At 35.5% G+C, this 18,674-nt stretch carries 18 protein-coding genes; 2 read left to right on the top strand and 16 right to left on the bottom strand.

All coding sequences use genetic code 11. The features are described 5' to 3' along the window. Window positions 1–142 precede the first annotated feature (142 nt). The 10 genes from MKX45_RS03230 to MKX45_RS03185 form a co-directional block, all read right to left on the bottom strand. A complete protein-coding gene (locus MKX45_RS03230; protein WP_340816800.1) occupies window positions 143–1,795 on the bottom strand; it encodes a peptide ABC transporter substrate-binding protein in 1,653 nt (550 codons plus the stop codon). Between the two features lie 169 nt (window positions 1,796–1,964). Continuing rightward, a complete protein-coding gene (locus MKX45_RS03225; protein ID WP_021722376.1) occupies window positions 1,965–3,287 on the bottom strand; it encodes a UDP-N-acetylmuramoyl-tripeptide--D-alanyl-D-alanine ligase in 1,323 nt (440 codons plus the stop codon). 74 nt (window positions 3,288–3,361) lie between these two features. Beyond that, window positions 3,362–4,411: a D-alanine--D-alanine ligase gene (locus tag MKX45_RS03220; protein ID WP_012897191.1), complete on the bottom strand. Its 1,050-nt coding sequence runs from the start codon at window positions 4,409–4,411 to the stop codon at window positions 3,362–3,364. A gap of 116 nt (window positions 4,412–4,527) precedes the next feature. Continuing rightward, window positions 4,528–5,124, bottom strand: coding sequence for a recombination mediator RecR (recR, locus tag MKX45_RS03215; RefSeq protein ID WP_003131648.1), 597 nt, complete (start codon window positions 5,122–5,124; stop codon window positions 4,528–4,530). A gap of 138 nt (window positions 5,125–5,262) precedes the next feature. Next, a complete protein-coding gene (locus tag MKX45_RS03210) occupies window positions 5,263–7,428 on the bottom strand; it encodes a penicillin-binding transpeptidase domain-containing protein (RefSeq protein WP_340816799.1) in 2,166 nt (721 codons plus the stop codon). 165 nt (window positions 7,429–7,593) lie between these two features. Next, entirely contained in the window at window positions 7,594–9,123 is a 1,530-nt protein-coding gene (gene ahpF / locus MKX45_RS03205; protein ID WP_340817258.1) for an alkyl hydroperoxide reductase subunit F, read from the bottom strand. A gap of 65 nt (window positions 9,124–9,188) precedes the next feature. Further along, a complete protein-coding gene (gene ahpC, locus MKX45_RS03200; protein ID WP_003131651.1) occupies window positions 9,189–9,752 on the bottom strand; it encodes an alkyl hydroperoxide reductase subunit C in 564 nt (187 codons plus the stop codon). 173 nt (window positions 9,753–9,925) lie between these two features. After that, window positions 9,926–10,627, bottom strand: coding sequence for a phosphoglycerate mutase (locus tag MKX45_RS03195; protein ID WP_003131652.1), 702 nt, complete (start codon window positions 10,625–10,627; stop codon window positions 9,926–9,928). Between the two features lie 176 nt (window positions 10,628–10,803). Next, complete coding sequence (gene gloA2, locus MKX45_RS03190; protein WP_278215971.1) at window positions 10,804–11,196, bottom strand: SMU1112c/YaeR family gloxylase I-like metalloprotein; 393 nt, start codon at window positions 11,194–11,196, stop codon at window positions 10,804–10,806. A 25-nt stretch (window positions 11,197–11,221) separates the two neighbouring features. After that, window positions 11,222–11,569, bottom strand: a complete 348-nt coding sequence (locus MKX45_RS03185; protein ID WP_003131654.1) for a winged helix-turn-helix transcriptional regulator — start codon at window positions 11,567–11,569, stop codon at window positions 11,222–11,224. Between the two features lie 141 nt (window positions 11,570–11,710). Between MKX45_RS03185 and MKX45_RS03180 the strand changes: the two genes are divergently transcribed. Both MKX45_RS03180 and MKX45_RS03175 read left to right on the top strand, forming a co-directional pair. Continuing rightward, complete coding sequence (locus tag MKX45_RS03180; RefSeq protein ID WP_340816798.1) at window positions 11,711–12,529, top strand: aldo/keto reductase; 819 nt, start codon at window positions 11,711–11,713, stop codon at window positions 12,527–12,529. Window positions 12,530–12,541: 12 nt separating this feature from the next. After that, entirely contained in the window at window positions 12,542–13,723 is a 1,182-nt protein-coding gene (locus tag MKX45_RS03175; protein ID WP_340816797.1) for an MFS transporter, read from the top strand. Window positions 13,724–13,780: 57 nt separating this feature from the next. On the opposite strand, the gene MKX45_RS03170 is transcribed toward MKX45_RS03175, so the two are convergent. The 6 genes from MKX45_RS03170 to MKX45_RS03145 all read right to left on the bottom strand — a co-directional run bounded on the left by MKX45_RS03170 (window position 13,781) and on the right by MKX45_RS03145 (window position 18,653). Further along, complete coding sequence (locus tag MKX45_RS03170) at window positions 13,781–14,686, bottom strand: LysR family transcriptional regulator (protein WP_012897186.1); 906 nt, start codon at window positions 14,684–14,686, stop codon at window positions 13,781–13,783. Between the two features lie 61 nt (window positions 14,687–14,747). Next, on the bottom strand, window positions 14,748–15,689 hold the full coding sequence (locus MKX45_RS03165) for an iron-hydroxamate ABC transporter substrate-binding protein (RefSeq protein ID WP_340816796.1): 942 nt from the start codon (window positions 15,687–15,689) through the stop codon (window positions 14,748–14,750). Between the two features lie 84 nt (window positions 15,690–15,773). Next, window positions 15,774–16,712: a FecCD family ABC transporter permease gene (locus MKX45_RS03160; RefSeq protein WP_340816795.1), complete on the bottom strand. Its 939-nt coding sequence runs from the start codon at window positions 16,710–16,712 to the stop codon at window positions 15,774–15,776. A gap of 1 nt (window position 16,713) precedes the next feature. After that, window positions 16,714–17,664 carry an iron ABC transporter permease gene (locus MKX45_RS03155; protein WP_340816794.1) on the bottom strand — a complete coding sequence of 317 codons (951 nt, stop codon included), beginning with the start codon at window positions 17,662–17,664 and terminating at the stop codon, window positions 16,714–16,716. Beyond that, complete coding sequence (locus tag MKX45_RS03150) at window positions 17,657–18,436, bottom strand: ABC transporter ATP-binding protein (protein ID WP_014570376.1); 780 nt, start codon at window positions 18,434–18,436, stop codon at window positions 17,657–17,659. Before MKX45_RS03150 ends, MKX45_RS03155 begins: the two co-directional genes overlap by 8 nt. Next, window positions 18,360–18,653, bottom strand: coding sequence for a helix-turn-helix transcriptional regulator (locus MKX45_RS03145; RefSeq protein ID WP_010905285.1), 294 nt, complete (start codon window positions 18,651–18,653; stop codon window positions 18,360–18,362). Before MKX45_RS03145 ends, MKX45_RS03150 begins: the two co-directional genes overlap by 77 nt. Between the last annotated feature and the right edge of the window lie 21 nt (window positions 18,654–18,674).

Here is an 18,674-nt window from a genome sequence, read left to right as displayed (position 1 = left end):
ACTTTTGAAAAAGATTTATTACTACACTTTTATTTAAAACACTTTCATTTAATTGGGCTCTGACTGGTTCGTGTTTTATTTTTGCAGAAAGAATATTCAATAAAAAAGATAAATTTTCAAAAAATTTATCTTTTTGTATTTTTTATTTAACATAAGCCGATTTTAGGTCGTAAGCTAAACCGGTTGAATGAAATTCTAGGCCTGTAATTTTAGGATTCATTAAAGCTGGATTGGCTTGAAAATCAACTGGATTGATGTAGGACCCTTGATAGAGGGCTGCTTCTGCCGCTTTGTAATGTTCATCTACTTTGGCTGGTTCAAGAACGTCTGGCGTTGTTGTTGCTGCTTTAAAGGCATCATCATAAGTTTTACTAGAAAATTTACCGTCATTATATGATTGGCCTGTCGTAAAGAGTTGCAAGAAAGTTGAAGGTTCAGCGTAATCTCCACCCCAACCTGAGAGAACCATATCAAAATTTCCATTTTGAGCGTCATTCAATCTTTGTTTGAATGGAACAAGTTTTAAATTGACAGTCAAGCCTGGTAGATTTTGTTGATAGGCTGTTTGTAAAAAGTTGGCTGTTGCTTCTGACGGTACTAAATCTCCAGCAGCTTCAAGGGTAAGGGTGAGCTTGGTTAAGCCAAGCTCTTTTAATCCTTTTTCCCAGAGGTCTTTTGCTTTTGTCGGGTCATAGCGATAATCTTGTTTTGCATAAGTTGCAAAATCTTCTCCTGTTGAGGTCTTGCTCATTCCCACTGGTGTAAAGCTTGTCGCAACGGTCGAACCTGGTAGGGCTGTTTTGACGACTCCTGCTCTGTTAGTTGCCAAATTTAAGGCTTCACGAATATTTTGATTAGCTAGTGCTTTTTGAGCATCTGGACTTGAGGCATTTTTACCGGATTGATTGTATTCAATATAGTCTGTCCGTGCTTGTTTAAAGACAGTATAACCTTTCGTCTTTTTATTGGCATTAATCAAATCAGTTGTTGAAAGGAGTGTAAAATCAAGTTTTCCTTGTTTATAAAGTTGTGCTCCCGTATTCGCATTTGAAATGACCTGGAAATCAATTTGTTTAGATTTGACTGCCGACTTATCATAGTAGTTTGGATTGGCATAAATTGAAAAAGTTTTATTGGTTCCTGTCCAACCTTTATCTGATTTGAACATGAATGGTCCATTATAAACGGTTTTATCTGAGGACGTTCCATATTGTTTGCCATATTTATCAACAACTTTTTGGTCAAGGGGGTAATAAACAGGTTCTGACAAAAGAAATTTAAAATATGGTGTTGGTTGTGCCAATGTGACTGTAAATTCTGTATCTGACTCGGCTTTAATTCCTAGACTATCGAGTGATAATTTACCAGAAATAATATCATTAGCCCCAGAAACTGCCCCCATCAAATAGGCATATTCTGAACCAGTTTTAGGGTCCACTGCTCTTTTCCATGAATAAACAAAATCTTTAGCAGTCAACTTGTCACCGTTTGACCATTTCAAATTATCTCTAAGAGTAACCGTGTAGGTCAAGCCGTCTTTTGAAACGTCAATTGATTTTGCAAGTGCTAAGGCAGCATTTCCTTTAGAGTCAACGCGTGTCAATCCTTCTTCCACATTTCCAGCAACATCATAAGAATACTGGTCAGTTAAAATTGTAGTATCAAGTGATGCCACATCTGTGGGAATTGAAAATTTGATGTTTTTTTGCTCACTTGTTTTTGTGCCACAGGCCACTAAAATAATTCCTGACAGGGCAATAATGCTGGTGAGTCCAATAATTTTTCCTTGTTTCATCTGCTTTCTCCAAATCGTAAAGATACTATTGAATTTTCATATTATTCTGAAAATTAAATGTGGACTTATTATACTTTTTCAAAAATACATTGTCAAGAATATTGTTGTATTTTTCTGATAATTTAATGAAAATAAAAAAATACTAACTTTCTGTCAGTATTTTTTATCATTATAATTTTTCAACAACCTCTGAAAGTTTCATGCTATTTGAACCTTTGAATAATACTTGGTCAGTTGGTTTCAAATCTGCTGACAGACTTTCTGTCAGTAAATCTAAATCTGTAAAATAGCTGACCGCTTTGTCAGTCGAAATTTCTGCCAAGTTTTTCATCATTTCACCATAAAGATAGACTTTATCAATTTTATTGAAATCAATAGATTTCAATAAATCTTTATGGAGTTGGGCTGCACTGGGTCCAAGTTCTAACATATCAGCAAGAACTGCAATCTTTCGACCATTCTCATTTTTAGGAATGGCTTGGAAAGTTTCCAAAATCAAACGCATTGCTGTCGGATTGGCATTATAAACATCACTCAAAAGGTCTGCACCATTTTTTGCTTTTTTCCACTCTGTCCGATTTCTGGTCAGCTCTACTTCTTTCAAAGCTTTTTTTATTTCGGCTTCTGAAAGTCCATAATGTAAGCCAACAAAAGCAGCTAACATAGCATTCGTCGCGTTATATTTACCAGGAACTGGAATAGTAATTGATTCATCTAAAAAATTAGTTTCAAAAGTTAATTTTTCTTTGTGTTCGACTAATTTTGTAATAAATAAATCTTCACCGGGCAAACCAAAGCGAATAATTTTTTGATTGTCTGGGATAAAAGCATTAATAATTGGGTCAGCAGGGGCAATAAGCTCACCATGCAAACCAGCCGTAATCCCCATTTTCCCTTTAGCAATATTTTCGCGACTTCCCATATGTTCAAGATGTGCTTCACCAATTAAGGTAATGACAGCAAGTTCAGGCTTAGCAAGTTCTGATAAAAAATCAATATCACCAGGGTGATCCATTCCCATTTCCAAAACTAATTTTTCAGTATCGTCCGGCATATGTAAAATGGTGTAGGGTAAGCCGATTTCATTATTGTGATTTCCTTGTGTTTTGTATGTTTTAAATTTCTTAGACAAAACAGCAGCAATCATGTCTTTGGTTGTTGTTTTTCCATTTGAACCTGTCACCGCAATGACTGGAACTTTTGTCTTTTCAAGATAATATTTTGCTAATTTTTGGAAAGCAAGCAGATTATCGTCAACCAAGAGATGAGCTTGTTCGACTTCTTTTTCTGAAAAGCTGATTATTGCTCCATTATCAAAAGCGATTTTGATGAAATCATGACCATCTCGTGCCCCCTTAAGTGGCAAAAAGATATCCCCTTTTTCAATCAAACGGCTGTCAAATTCAATTTTATTGACTGACAAATCTGCCAGTTGCGACCAATCATTTTTTGCGCCAACGACTTGGGCGATTTCGTGAATTGTGAGTTTCATAGTGACTCCATTATAACACTTTTTACTGACAAAAAAATCTGTCAGCAATCGATTTACTGACAGATTTGTATTTTTTATAAAAGATGATTTTCACGTGTTTCAAAAGTTTCTTTAGCTAAATCAACTAACTTTTCAATTAAATCAGAATAAGATAAGCCCATATTTTCCCAAAGCAATGGATACATTGACCATTGTGTGAATCCTGGAATGGCATTAATTTCATTGAGATAAACATTTCCATCCTTAGTCACAAAGAAATCGCAACGTGACAAGCCCGTCCCATTAACTGCCTTGTACGCTTTTATAGCATATTCTTGCATTTTTTGAGCTAAATCAGCAGGAACTTTTGCTGGAATGTCCATTTGAATTTTATTATCAATATATTTTGAGTTGTAATCATAAAACTCAACATCTTTCACAACTTCACCTGGAAGCGTTGCAGACACGTCACTATTATTTCCCAAAACAGCACATTCAATTTCACGTGCATCCACCCCTTGTTCAATGACAACACGGTTATCATATTTATAGGCTTCGCTTAGCGCAGGTTGAAGGTCTGCTAAATCATCAACTTTTGAAATTCCAACACTAGAACCCATATTAGCAGGTTTAACAAAAACTGGAAATTCTAATTTTTCGACTACTTCTTGAGCAATTTCTCCTTGATTTTCGTCAGCAAAAGCTGCAACATAAGGAACCTGGGGTACACCAACCGCTTCAAAAACGTGTTTTGCCAATAATTTATCCATTGTGCTTGAAGCAGATAAAATATTTGGACCAACATATGCCAAACGTAAAATTTCTAAAAATCCTTGAATCGAGCCATCTTCACCCATTGGTCCATGTAAAACTGGGAATACAACGGCATCTTTTTCGTAAATTGCTGCTGGTGAAATCTTTGGATAAGATTCTGCCAAATCATTTGTCAGTAGTTTTTCTTCTTCAGCAGGTTTGTCAGTAAATTCTTGCGTTTTTATGAATTCACCACCCTTAGTGATAAAGTAAGTTTTTACAACAAAACGAGAATAATTAACAGCTCTCATCACCGATTCTGCTGATAAAACTGATACTTCTCGCTCAGCAGAACGACCACCATACAACAAAATTAATGTTTCTTTTGACATATTTCTTCCTTTTTTACTGACAGCTTTGTCAGACACTTCTTTTTACTGACAGCATGCGATATTTTTACAATACAATTCTGTCAGCAATTGTCTTTTTTATTTTACCACAGAAAAAATCAAATTTCCAACCGATTCTCTACCGCTTTTGATAAAGTAATTTCATCTGCGTATTCTATATCAGATCCTACAGCTAATCCACGAGCCAAGCGAGTCACTTTAATTCCTGCAGGCTTAATCATTCGAGCCAGATACATGGCGGTTGCTTCTCCGTCAGAAGTGGCATTAGTTGCAATAATCACTTCTTTAACCTCTGAATCCATTAATCTTGTAATCAATGTTTTAACATTAATTTCGTCAGGAGAAATCCCATTCATTGGACTAATCGTACCATGCAAAACATGATAAAGTCCTCGATATTCCCGAATTTTTTCCATAGCAAGAACATCTTTAGATTCTTCAACGACCAATATAGTTGTTCGATCACGCGTTGGATCGGTACAAATGGCGCAAGGATCACTTTCTGTTAAATTACCGCAAATCGAGCAAAAACTCAAATCCCGTTTTGCTGACAGAAGATTTTTTGCAAATTCATTGACATCTTGATCTTCCATGCCAATCGTATAAAAAGCCAATCGAGTCGCTGTTTTTTGACCAATCCCTGGTAATTTTGAGAACGACTCAATCAGGCGAGCAATAGGTTCAGGATAATACATATTTCACCAATTCTTCACTTGTAAATATTTTATTCAATTTATTAATTTTACTATAAAAGACTGAAAATGAAAAGGAAAGGTGATAGAATTCTCAATCACTTATAAATAAAAAGCCTCTCCTATCAGAGAGAACTTTTTTTAATTTTTACGAAAAGCCTCATTTGAATAATACAAATCAGTAATTCCCGTTACAATACTTTGGTTTGCTTTTGTTCCACTTGAAGCATTACTTTCAGTATTATCTGGAAGTACAACCGCAATAGCAATTTCTGGGTTGTCAGAAGGAGCAAAAGCCACTGCATTATTAGCTGTTACAATAACTTGACTACCATCTGCCAATACTTTTGTACTTTCGGAAGTCCCTGTTTTACCAGAGATAGAAACCTTTGATGAATCCATTGAACGACCAGTAGTCAATCCACCAGCCCCATGAACAACAGCATACATCCCCTGATGAAGAACATCCATATTATCGGGAGTGATATTTACCTTATCCATGATTTTAGGAGTAATATTTTTGATAAGCGTGCCAGGTTGTCCGTCAGTTCCACCTTCATAAATTCCTTGGACAATGTGTGGTGACAAACGAGTTCCGTTATTTCCTAAAGTTGCCGCATAAACCGCCAACTGAAGCGGCGTATAATTATCATACTGACCAAATGATTCATACAATACATTGACCCCAGAAGCCGCTTCAGATTTAGCTGAAGGGAGATATCCCGTTGATTCTCCAGGTATATCAAAACCAGTTGATGCCCCTAAACCATAAGAAGCAAAAGCCTTACGAAACTGCTCATAAACTTTTACTCGGTTGGTATCATCCAAAAATTGATTAGCTGCCGTATAAGGAGCACCTAACATTCTCATTGCCAATTGCATCATGTAAGTATTTGATGAATATTGCAAAGCTTCAACAGCTGTTAAAGCCATTGGTGAAGCGTCTCCCCACCAGTCATTGATAGGATTAGAATCTTTAAATTGAATAGACTGCGCCGTTAAAGTGTCATTTCCAGAAATTACACCAGCATTCCAAGCAGCAGTCAATGTTCCCATTTTGACAACAGACCCCGGTGTGAAGACACTTTGGAAAGTCCCTAAAGTATTTTCCGTAATTGTTCCTGTATTAGGATCCCGTTGATAGCCAGATAAAGCTAAGACTGCCCCCGTTTTAACATTTAACACAACAGCATAAGCCCCTCTATTATACTGACCATAGCCTTGGGCAATCAGTTGATCTAATTGTGTTTTAACAATATTATTAACCCCGTTTTGGAAATCTAGGTTAATAGTTAATTTTAAATCATCCCCACGTTTTCCTTTTTGGATTGTTTTTGTTCCAGAAACATCACCATTTTTGTCAAATTTAACCTTACTGATATTATGTGTTCCTTGAAGTTCACTTTCGTATCCCTTTTCAAGAAGCCCAGTTCCCACACGGTCATTACGTTGATAACCTTTTTTAAGATAGGCATCCAAATCCTCTGCTGGAATTCCTGATTTTTGTGAAGTAATAGTTCCCATAAGTGGTGTCAAAGAATTTTGAGCATATAAACGGTCCCAAGAAGTTCCAATTGTAATTCCTGGTAAATCGCCTTCTTGTTCGGCAATTGTCGCTTGTTGCTCTGCTGTAATATTTCCAGTAGCAATTTTAGTAGTGTTAAAAGTAGTAGTACTATTCATTTCTTTTAATAATTTTGCGGCAAAAGTTTGTTCTGCTGTAAAGTTCAAGTCACTATCTTTAACTTTACTTAATTCGACATCATAAATTTGTGAACCAGTTAAATCATTACCATGTTTATCTTTCTTTTCCTTTTCAGATAAACTATTAGCTATTTTTTCTAGATTTTTAGAATTAGCCAAGAAATAGTCTTTTTTATCACGCGTTGTCAAATCAGCAACATCAATGTTATTAGATAAAATAGTTGCTAACTTATTGGCTACCTGATACATTTCATCAGCAGTAGCATTTTGACTTCTTGTAAATTCAACAGCCTGTACCGCAACTGTAGATGCCAAAGCTTTTCCTGTTGCATCATAAATATTTCCGCGAGGCGCACCTTCAATAATTTGAACATCTCCGCCTGCACTAATTGATTTTTCGGCGTAGAAATGTGAATTCAATACCTGCATATTGAAGAGCTTTCCAATTAAAATCATAAACAAAACAAAGATAACAAAAAATAAGAGGTTCACTCGTTTTGGAATTAATTTAGTTGGATCTTTTAAAATTTTTACTTCTTTATGTGATTTTTTAGACTTATCGGATTGCTTGCGCTTATCATTTTTTCTTTTATTATCTGACATTTCGACTCCAAGAATGAGTTTTATAAATAGTTTTTACATTCAAAATTTGTACTTAAACATTTTACCACATTTATGAAAACTTTTCCTTACAATTTTGATTCCTATCAATTTAATCAAATAAAAAAAGAAAACTCAAATACGTTTTCTTTTTTGTCATCTAAAATTTTAGTTCCTTATCAAATAATCAAAAGCACCTAGAGAAGCGGTCGCCCCAGTCCCCATTGAAATAATAATTTGCTTATAAACACTATCCGTACAATCTCCCGCTGCAAAAACACCAGGAAGATTTGTCGCTCCAACTTTATCAGTCAAAATTTCTCCACGTGCGGATAAGTCAATTGTTCCCTCCAACCACTGAGTATTCGGAACTAAACCAATTAATACAAAGACACCAGCAAGTTCCAAATGAACAGTTTCTTTAGAGCCACGAACTTGATAATTCAAACCTCTAACCTTGTCATCTCCTAAAATCTCTTTTGTTTCTACATTGGTGATGACAGTAACATTATTTAGGGTCGCAAGTTTTTCTTGTAAAATTTTGTCTGCTTTAAGTTCAGGTAAAAATTCAAGAACAGTAACATGTCTAACCAAACCAGCTAAATCAATAGCTGCTTCGATTCCTGAATTTCCGCCACCGATAACCGCTACATCTTTTCCTGCAAACAAAGGGCCATCACAATGTGGACAGTAAGCGACTCCTTTGGTTTTAAATTCTTGCTCTCCTGGAATTCCCAAATCTCGCCAACGAGCGCCCGTTGAAATAATGACTGACTTACTTTTTAGAAGTGCTCCATTTTCAAGACTCACCTCAATCAAATCTTTTTTCTTTAGCTTAACTGCTTTTTGCAAGTTCATCAAATCGACAGGATATTTTTTCACATGTTCTTCAAGCTGACGACCAAGTTGAACCCCTTCAACATAGGGCGTTCCAATGAGGTTTTCAATTCCTAAAGTTTCTAGTGGTTGACCGCCAAAGCGTTCAGCGATTAAACCTGTCCGAATCCCTTTACGTGCAGCATAAATAGCTGCACTTGCACCAGCAGGGCCTCCACCCACAACTAAAACATCATAAGGGTCTTTATCAAAAAAAGCTTCCGAACTCTCTGGACCAGTAATTTTTTCTAGTAATTCTTCAAGACTAGCTCGTCCATTATGAAATTCTTCACCATTTTTGAAAACAGTTGGAACCGCCATAATTCCTTTTGCTTCCACTTCTTCTTGAAACATTCCCCCCTCAATCATTGTATGACTAATATTGGGGTTGAGAATACTCATTGTGTTTAATGCTTGGACAACATCTGGACAGTTATGACAAGTTAAACTCACATAAGTTTCAAAGTGAAGTGGATTTTGAATCGCTTGAATTCGCTCAACTAATTCTTGTTCAATCCGTGGAGGGCGTCCACTTACTTGGACAAGCGCCAAGACCAATGAATTCAACTCATGACCTAATGGTAGCCCTGAAAAAAGGACTCCAGAAACACCTTCTCTTTCAATAGAGAAAGCTGTTTTTCGATTGAGTTTTGCTGTTTCTTTTGAAATCATTTCGGACAAACTTGCAAGTTGATCTGTAAATTCTACTATTTTTTTCCCATTTTCGCTCTCTAAATCTGCATCAACTTTTAAAATAATTGGATTTTCCAACAAATCCATATAAGGCATCAACTGAGCACGAAGAGTTTCATCTAAAATCATATTAAACCTTTCTGTCATTAAGTTTCTAAAGACAAATAAAGTGAGCCAAGACTCACTTTTTTATTCTATATTTTACCTACAAGGTCAATACCAACGTGAAGACTTGCTCCGTCCTCTTTCCACTTAGCGGGACAAACTTCCCCTGGATGATTACGCACATATTGAGCAGCTTTAATCTTATCGACCAATTGACTTGCATCACGTCCAATACCATCAGCCGTAATTTCAAGCGCTTGAATCACACCGTCTGGGTCAATAATAAATGTTCCACGTTGAGCCAATCCTGCTTCTTCATCAAGAACATCAAAAGCACGTGAAATTTTTTGTGAAGGGTCTGCAAGCATTGGATAAGTAATTTTTGAAATAGCATCACTATGTTCATGCCAAGCAGCATGGACAAAATGGGTGTCAGTTGAAGCTGAGTAAACTTCTACACCAAGCGATTTCAAGGTTGGATAAGTTTCTTCTAAATCTTCTAACTCTGTCGGACAAACAAATGAAAAGTCTGCTGGATAGAAACAAAGCACAGACCATTTTCCATAAAAGTCTTTATCGGAAACTTTGATAAATTTCCCACCAAGATAAGCATCTGTTGAAAATTCTTCTATTTTTTTACCTACTAATGACATAAGATTCTCCTTTTTCTTCTTTAAAGCTTTACTATTAAATTATCTCAAGAATAAAATGAAGAATCAATTAATTTGTTCAAAAACTTACAAACTATTGAATTGATTACAAAAAAATACTCTAAGTCCTAAATAGATGAGTATCTATTATAACTTAGAGTATTTTCATTCAAATATTATGCTTTTTTAGGAGCCAAGTAGTATTCGTTTTGAACGTTCAAGTTGTCATCAAATTCGAAAACAAGTGGTGGGAAGTTAGGGATTTCAACATCCATAATTTCGTCATCAGAAAGTTTTTTGATTTGTTTAACGAGTGCACGGATTGAGTTACCGTGAGCACCAACGAAGACATTTTTTCCTTCTTTCAAAGCTGGAGCGATTTGGTCTTCCCAGAATGGAAGAGCACGTTCCAAAGTAACTTTGAGGTTTTCAGCATCAGGAATCAATGAATCTTCAAGACCAGCGTAACGACGGTCTCCGTGAGCTGTATATTTATCATCATGATCCATTGCTGGTGGCAATACATCATATGAACGACGCCAGATGTGAACTTGTTCATCACCATGTTTTGCAGCAGCGTCAGCTTTGTTCAAACCTGTCAAACCACCGTAGTGACGTTCGTTCAAGCGCCATGATTTAACAACTGGTACCCAAAGTTGGTCTGAATATTCAAGAGCAAGGTTAGTTGTTTTGATAGCACGTTTCAATACTGAAGTGTAAGCAATATCAAATTCGATTCCAGCTTCTTTAATCAATTTACCAGCTTCAATCGCTTGTTTAGTTCCGTTTTCAGAAAGATCAACGTCAGCCCAACCTGTGAAAAGGTTAGCAAGATTCCATTCAGATTCACCGTGACGTGCAAATACTAATTTTGGCATTTTGTGTATTCTCCGTTTATTTTTACTTGAACGAAATTTAGTTCGTTCATTTACAAAGTTAATTTTACTACATTTTTCCTTTTTTTTCTAGCTTTTATTTTCTGTAAGCCCTTTTATTTACTGACAGAAGCTTTGGCTAACCTAAAAACGATTTCTTCATTTCCATTTTTTAAAAATTACTCATGTAGTTCTATTGGTAAGTCACCTGGATCATAGAAAAAAAGCATTTTTCTGTCAGTAATTTCGTCCTGACGAATTTCCTCCACTTTGACTCCTTGACTTATTAAATAATTTCTATCTTCTTCAATATTTGTCGTTTTAATAGCTAAGTGGCGATAGCCTTTTGCTTCTGGATAAGTTAAGCGTTTAGGGGCATCAGATTTGATAAATAATTCAATTTCTGTTTCTTCATTCATCTTTAAATCAAGCTTGATATCTCCTTTTTCTGGACGATGATTTTCTCGAATGATTGAAAATCCTAAAATATCAACGTAGAACTGACGAGATTTTTCATAATCTGCGGCAATGATAGCGATGTGATGAATTTTATTGAAAGCTGGTTGGTACATCTTGCGGCTCCTCTTCTAAGTTCTCTTATTCTAAAATTTGAACTTCTTCACCCATACTTTTTAAAGTTTGGACATGACCTTCACCCCACGAGCAAAGAATATCTAATAAACCATTTAAAGTTTCACCATAAGGGCTCAGAGAATATTCAACCTTCGGTGGAACTTGATTATAAACCTTACGGACGATAATATTATCAATTTCTAATTCTCTTAATTGCTGAGTCAGCATTTTTTGACTGATTCCTGGAATTTGACGTCTCAATTCTCCTGGACGACTTGGATTATGTCTTAAATTACACAAAATAATTGGTTTCCATTTTCCACCAATAACATCCATTGTCGCTTCGACACCAATATTATAAATTTTTTTCAAAATTAATTTCCTTTCTAATCCCATATTTTATCCAATTATTACTTTTTAGTATGTATGACACAAAAAAGTAGGTACTGTTCAAGAGGTTTTATTTATTATATACTAATTTTCTGCCAAAATAAAATATATGAGGAGCAAAAAATGAAACTTAATAATCAGATTGAAATTCCGGAACTTGGTTTGGGAGTTTTTCAAATTCCAAATGACGAAACCGCTGATGTTGTCAAAAACGCAATTGTTAACGGATATCGTTTAATTGATACAGCTAAAATTTATGAAAATGAAGAAGGAACTGGTCAAGGAATTAAAGAAGGTTTGGCCTTGACAGGACTTTCTCGTGACGATCTTTTCATCACTTCAAAACTTTGGGGAGATAATCATTCTTATGAAGAAACAGTTCAAAACTTTGAAGAAAGTTTGAAAAAATTGGATTTAGATTATCTAGATTTATATCTTATCCACTGGCCAGGCACACATTATGCTTACAAAGAAGCTTGGAAAGCAATGGAAGATTTATATAAAGCAGGCAAAATAAAAGCGATTGGTGTCAGTAACTTTCAAAAATCACATTTAGAAGAACTTCTTAGCTATGCTGAAATCACTCCCGTTTTAAATCAAATTGAACTCCATCCAAAATTATCACAAGAAGAACTTCGTAATTTCTTAGAACTTCATGATATCAAGGTTCAAGCTTGGTCACCTTTGATGCAAGGTCAATTATTAGACAATGAAGTCCTCAAAAAAATTGCTGATAAACATGGAAAATCTGTGGCTCAAATTATTCTTCGTTGGGATATTCAACAAGATATTTTAGTAAATGTAAAATCTAATAAAAGTGAACGAATGATAGCTAATCGTCAAATTTTTGATTTTTCACTTGACTCTGAAGATATGAAAGCTATCAATTCACTCAATGAAGAACTTCGTGTCGGTCCAGATCCAGAACATTTTAATTTTTAAGAAAGAAGCATAATGAAAAAAATATCTCCCAGTCTCACTCTTCTAGCTCTAGCAATTAATGCTTTTGCTATCGGCTCAACCGAATTTATCAGTGTTGGTTTAATGCCAATGATTGTCAACACCTTTAATATTAGTTTATCTCAAGCGGGTTTAACCGTTTCTCTTTATGCTTTAGGGGTAACGGTTGGTGCTCCCTTATTAACTATTCTTACAGGAACTTGGAATCGAAAAACTTTGATGGTTTCGATTATGGGTCTCTTTATTCTTGGTAATTTACTGTCAGCTTTCGCTCCAACTTTCCTTTTACTTTTAGTAGGACGGGTTCTTGCCTCACTTGCTCATGGTATTTTCATGTCAATTTCCACAGTCATTGCTGCTGATGTTGTTCGACCTGAGAAAAGGGCCTCAGCAATCGCCCTCATGTTTACAGGACTAACCGTTGCTACTGTCATTGGTGTTCCTTTAGGGACTTTCATTGCTCAGCACTCTAACTGGCATATGTCATTTGTTTTCATTGTTGTTATTGGCTTAATTGGACTGATTGCTACTAGTATTCTTGTTCCAAAAGGGCTTCCAATTCCCGGAAAAATTAATTTAAGTGGGCTTGCTAGAATTTTTACTAACAAATCAATTTTAATGTCTCTTTTTATTACCGCTTTTGGTTATGGAGGAACTTTCGCGGCTTATACTTATCTTACACCAATCCTTGAAGGAACTTTTAGATTTTCAGCAAGTACAGTAGTGATTATTCTGGTTGCTTATGGTGTGATGGTTGCCATTGGTAATTCACTAGGTGGACATCTAGCAAATAAAAATATCCTACCTGCCCTTCAAAAAATGTTTGCGGCTTTAGCTTTGAGTTTACTTTTTCTTTTTATCAGTGCAAGTTTAGCTTCGCAACCTTTGGGATTGATTGCAACTTTACTTTTGGGCTTGTTTGCCTTTATGAATGTCCCTGGTTTGCAACTATACGTTGTTCAATTGGCAGAGAAATTTACTCCAAAAGATATTACTCTAGTTTCAGCTTTTAACATTGCAGCTTTCAATGTCGGAATTACTTTAGGCTCATTTGTTGGAGGACAAATTTCTAAAGGCTCAAGTGTTGTCTTTACTCCACTTGGGGGAATCATTATCATTCTACTTGCAATGTTCCTCATTCGTTTGGCTCAAAAAGACCAAGCAAGTAAATTATAATAAGTTATAAAAATACTCTCTGAAAATTATTCAGAGAGTATTTATTTTAGCTATTGTTTAAAATTCATAGTTTTCAAAGTAAACTTCAAGACTACGTTTATAAGAAGTCGCCGCATTTGATAATAAATGTCCACGATGCTTGACTAAAATCAAACTATTTCCATTGTCTCCCTCCATAGGGACAACTGTTACATTATGGACGCTCTCTTTATCAATAAAACCAAGACCTGTTGCGTAGGCATCTGTCCGTTCTAAAATTCCATTTAAACTTGCACGGTCAGTGACGTTATAAATCAAGGTATTTTCAAAAGTCTCAACCAAATCTTCAGAATAGTAAAGAAACTGTTCATTTTCTTGTGTAAATCGCACACGATCTAGCGGTTTTAAATCATCATCTGAAATTGTTTCACGTTGAGCTAAGGGATGGCCTTTGCGAATATAGATATGCGTTTGCGATAAGAAAATTTCTTCGTAATCTAATTCAAGTTTATTGAGCATTCTTAAAATCCCTGAGCGATTTTGTTTATTGAGATAAACCACTCCAAGTTCACTGTGCCCTTGCGCCACTTCTTGCAAAATATTATAAGTGGTTGACTCAAAAATTCTAAAATTTTTGATTTCAGGATTTTTCTTTGCAAATTCCACTGCAACTGGTGCTAGAAAATCATAGTGTTGACTGGCAACTGAGAAAGTCTTATCAGACTCTTTTGGCTTAGAATATTTTGATTCAAAAGTTTCAAAATTACGTAAAACAGTCTGTGCTTGTTCATAAAAACGTTCGCCTTCAATAGTTAAAGTCGCACCTGTATTTGTTCTCTCAAAGATTTGAAAACCTAGTTCTTGCTCCAAGTCTTTAACCGCAATCGACATTGAGGGTTGACTAACAAAGAGTTGCTCTGAAGCCTCACGAAAAGTTCCACTATTAGCAATGGCGACGACGTACCGTAATTGTTTAATATTCATGTCATAAAGTCCTTAATTTTTTACAAAAAAAGTGTATAAGTTGATTATACACTTTTTCTTTTTATTTTGTAGCTTTAATGATAGCGTCAGTGTAGAGTGACAGCTCTTCTTTAGCCGCTGTTGGTCCGCCAAAGAAGTAAACTTTGTCGTAGTCCATTGTAATCACATGTCCTTCTTTAACTGCTTTGAGGTTTTGCCAAGCTGGATTATTTTTTAATGCAGCATATTGTTCTTTATCTTTATCTGCAAAGTCAATAAAGATGTAGTCTGCATCGAATTCTCCTAAGCTTTCAGTATTTACTTCAGCATAACCTACGCCTTTTGAGAGTTCGGCCATTTTGCTTGATTCTTTAAAGCCTAAACCAGTCGTCAAAGCTTGTCCGCCACGAGCAAAATTGTCACCGAAGGCATAAACCTTATCTCCTTGGAGTTCAAGAAGTGAAATTGTGTTTTTAGCTGGTTTAACATCAACCTTTGCCAATTTTTCTTTTTGCTTATCGGCTTCTTTTTTAAAGCTTTTAAGGAAACTTGCTTTTTCATCTTCGCGATTAAGGAGTTTAGCAAAGTGATCCAATGATTTATTCATTCCTGAGAGGTCCTTATAATTGACAAGAACAGTAGGGGCTACTTTTTGATAGTCTGCTACCTGGTCTTTATCAACTGTAATAATCAAATCAGGATTTTGAGCAATCAATTTTTCCATATTGAATTTTGGTGCTCCTAAATCAACCATATTCTTCTTTTGGTCTTTTGATAAGAAGGTATTTGGAAAGGCCCATGAATCTGTTCCAACAACATTTGCACCTAATGAAGCGACTTCATCTGGATAATTTTGAACAGCAATACGTTTAGGATTTTTAGGAACTTTGACGTCCCCATTTAAAGCGTGAAAGGTCACTTTATCATCGCTTGATGTCGCTTTTTTTGATGATGAATTTGATGAACAGGCAGCTAAAGTAAGTAAAGCTCCTGCAGCGATTAGGGTTGTGAGTACTTTTTTCAAAAGATTCTCCTCTATTTTTAGGCTATTTTTTAAAAATAAGCCGATATTTTTTTATAAGAAATTTACTAAAAGTAAATTAATTTCTTAAACTTTTTGAATAAGATAAATATAGTATGGAGCGCCAATAAAGGCAACTACAAAACCTAAAGGTAAACTTGATGGTGCAATGATTGTTTGTGAAATAATATCAGCAAAAGATAAAATAATCATACCAGAAAGTGCGGTTGCAATTAAACTTTTTCGTGATTTAAAACCAGCGATTTCACGAGCAATATGAGGGGCAATTAAACCAACAAATGCTAATCCTCCAACCAATAAAACACCTACAGCTGCAAAAAGGAGCGTTAACAAGTAAAGATAGATTTTCGTTTTTTGAACTTCTAATCCTAAAGTAGTTGCCATTTCTTCGCCAAGTGAGAGGATTTCAAGTTTTCTTAAGAAAAATGGCAAAATAATCAAGCCAATTACTAATAAGAGAACACAAATGAACAAATAAGTGCTTCCCGTTTGCCAGATATCTCCTGACAGCCAAACTGCAACTTTCTGAAAGTCAAAGGCATTGACTGAAAGCTGACCAATTGTGATTAATGCTTGGAAAAAAGCGGTAATTGCAATTCCTGTCAGTAAAACTCTGACAGAAGAAACTTGCTTTCTTAAGGCAAAAAAGTAAATTAAGACAAATGAAAGAAGGGCACCTATTAAAGCAAAAATAGGATAGGAAAAATTCCAAAGCCCTGTCAGCTTAAAATGGTCAGCAATCAGTAAAAAAGCAACACTTCCTGCCGAAGCACCAGAGGTTATCCCAATTGTTCCGCTATCAGCTAAAGGATTTTCTGTAATATTTTGGATAATAAAGCCTGATAAGGAAAGAGCAATTCCAGCTGACAGGATTGTTATTAAACGAGGAAGACGAAAATTAGGAATTAGGATTGATAGAATTTGAGGATTTGTTGAAAATTGCGTCAAATCAACCACTATCAAAACCAAAAGCAGGACAAAAAGTAAAGTGAATTTTCTTTTCATTTTATTTTGCCTCCTTTGTAATAACCCAAAGAAAGAAGGGAGCGCCTAAAAGCATGGTTAGACTTCCTGCTGGAAATTCGTAAGGTTTAAATAAATTTCTGGATATCAAATCAGCTAAAACAAGCAATAACATTCCTGTCAGTACTGACAGAATTACATTTTGCCAAAAATTAGCTCTGACAAGCTTCTTGGCAATATGTGGAGCAATCAAACCGACAAAGCTGACCACCCCAACTGAGGCAACAGTTACACCAGAAGCCAGCGCAACTAAAAACATAATGACTAAACGAACAAAATTGACAGAAATCCCAAAAGATTGAGCAAGCTCATCACCAAAATTCAATAAATAAATTTGTTTTGAAAATAAAAGCAAGAGGATAAGAAAAATAAGACTTACTACTGCCATCAAAAGAACTTTAGTATTAGTTATCCCTGAAAAAGAACCCACAATCCAGCGAAAATAGGCCTGTGTATCGTGGCTGGCAAAAGTCAAGGAGCTGGCCAAACTAGTTGCAAAAAGTCCAACTGATGTTCCAACTAGTACAACTTTTAATGGCTGAAAATGCGTTCTCGCAGTCAAAAGCATGACGACTGCTAAAGCAATAAATGCTCCTAGTGATGAAACTAGAACTGAAATCCCATCATTTGTTGACCAACCCAAAGTTAAAATGAGTGATAAAGCCAAGCTCGAACCGCCAGAAATCCCTAAAGTTGCCATTTCGGCAATTGGGTTTCTAGTCATAATTTGAACAATAAATCCACTGACGGATAAGAGAAATCCTGTGAGATATAGACTTATTAATCTTGGAAATCTTAATTGTAAGACCATTTTATTTACTAAAATTTCTGTCAGAGGAACATTTTTATTCCCAAGCATCAGGTATATTACTGATAAAAAAAGTAAAGAAAAAACTAGGGCAAAAAAGATTGTCAGAAAATGTTTTTTAGGCATCTTTCACCCCAGTAATCATTAATTTTTTGGTAAAGGTATCACATCCTAAAGTGACATCTAATCCAAAGCATTCTTTCAACGTTTTTTGAGTAAATAACTCATCAACAGTTCCTTCTTCAACCACTTCTCCGTCTTTTACAAGGACTAGATTGTCAGCAAAACGAGCGGCATGGTTTAAATCGTGAATGACGTAAACAATGGTTTTATTTCTCTTTGTCGCCAAATCTTTTAATAAACATAAAATATCTAACTGATGAGCTAAATCTAGATAAGTCGTTGGTTCATCTAATAAAATAATCTCACTATCTTGAGCTAAAATCATCGTGATAAAAACTCTTTGTTTTTGTCCACCAGAAAGTTCTGATATCTTACTTTCTCGAATGTCCCAAATCTTTGTTTCTCTCATCAATTCTTCTATGAACAAAATATCTTCTTTTGAGAGACGTTGTTGCATTAATTTTTGATGTGGGAAACGTCCTAAACTGACAAGTTCATAGACTGTAATATCAGCTGGGGCAGTAATTGATTGAGGCAAGAGAGCTAAAATTCTAGCAATTTCACGATTAGAATGTTGACTTAAAGGTTGATTATCAAAGATAACCTGTCCATCCGATTTAATTAAACGTCCAAGTGCCTTTAAAATCGTTGATTTCCCAGAACCATTGACTCCAATAATAGCTGTCGTTTTTCCTTTTTCAATCGACAGCGTTACGTTTTTCAATACCTGCTCTTTTCCATAAGACACATTGATATTTTTCGCACCAAAATACATCGTTTTCTTTCCTTTTCACAACGGTTGGTTGATAGTTAAAAAGCTCATCAACGGTTGTCCCTAGGGTTTCCGCAAGTTTGAAAGCAAGCGTTAACTCTGGATCGTATTTGTCATTTTCAATCGCATTAATCGTCTGACGCGAGACGTGAGCGATATGTGCAACATCCTCTTGTGAAAGATGAGATAATCGGCGCAATTCACGTATTTTATTTTCCATGTTTTTCCCTTCTAATTCTTT

The organism is Lactococcus sp. FSL W8-0209 (genome assembly GCF_038006585.1).
GTDB lineage: Bacteria > Bacillota > Bacilli > Lactobacillales > Streptococcaceae > Lactococcus > Lactococcus lactis.
The sequence above is the reverse complement of the archived record's forward strand: the minus strand, read 5'-3'. Positions and strand labels throughout refer to the sequence as shown.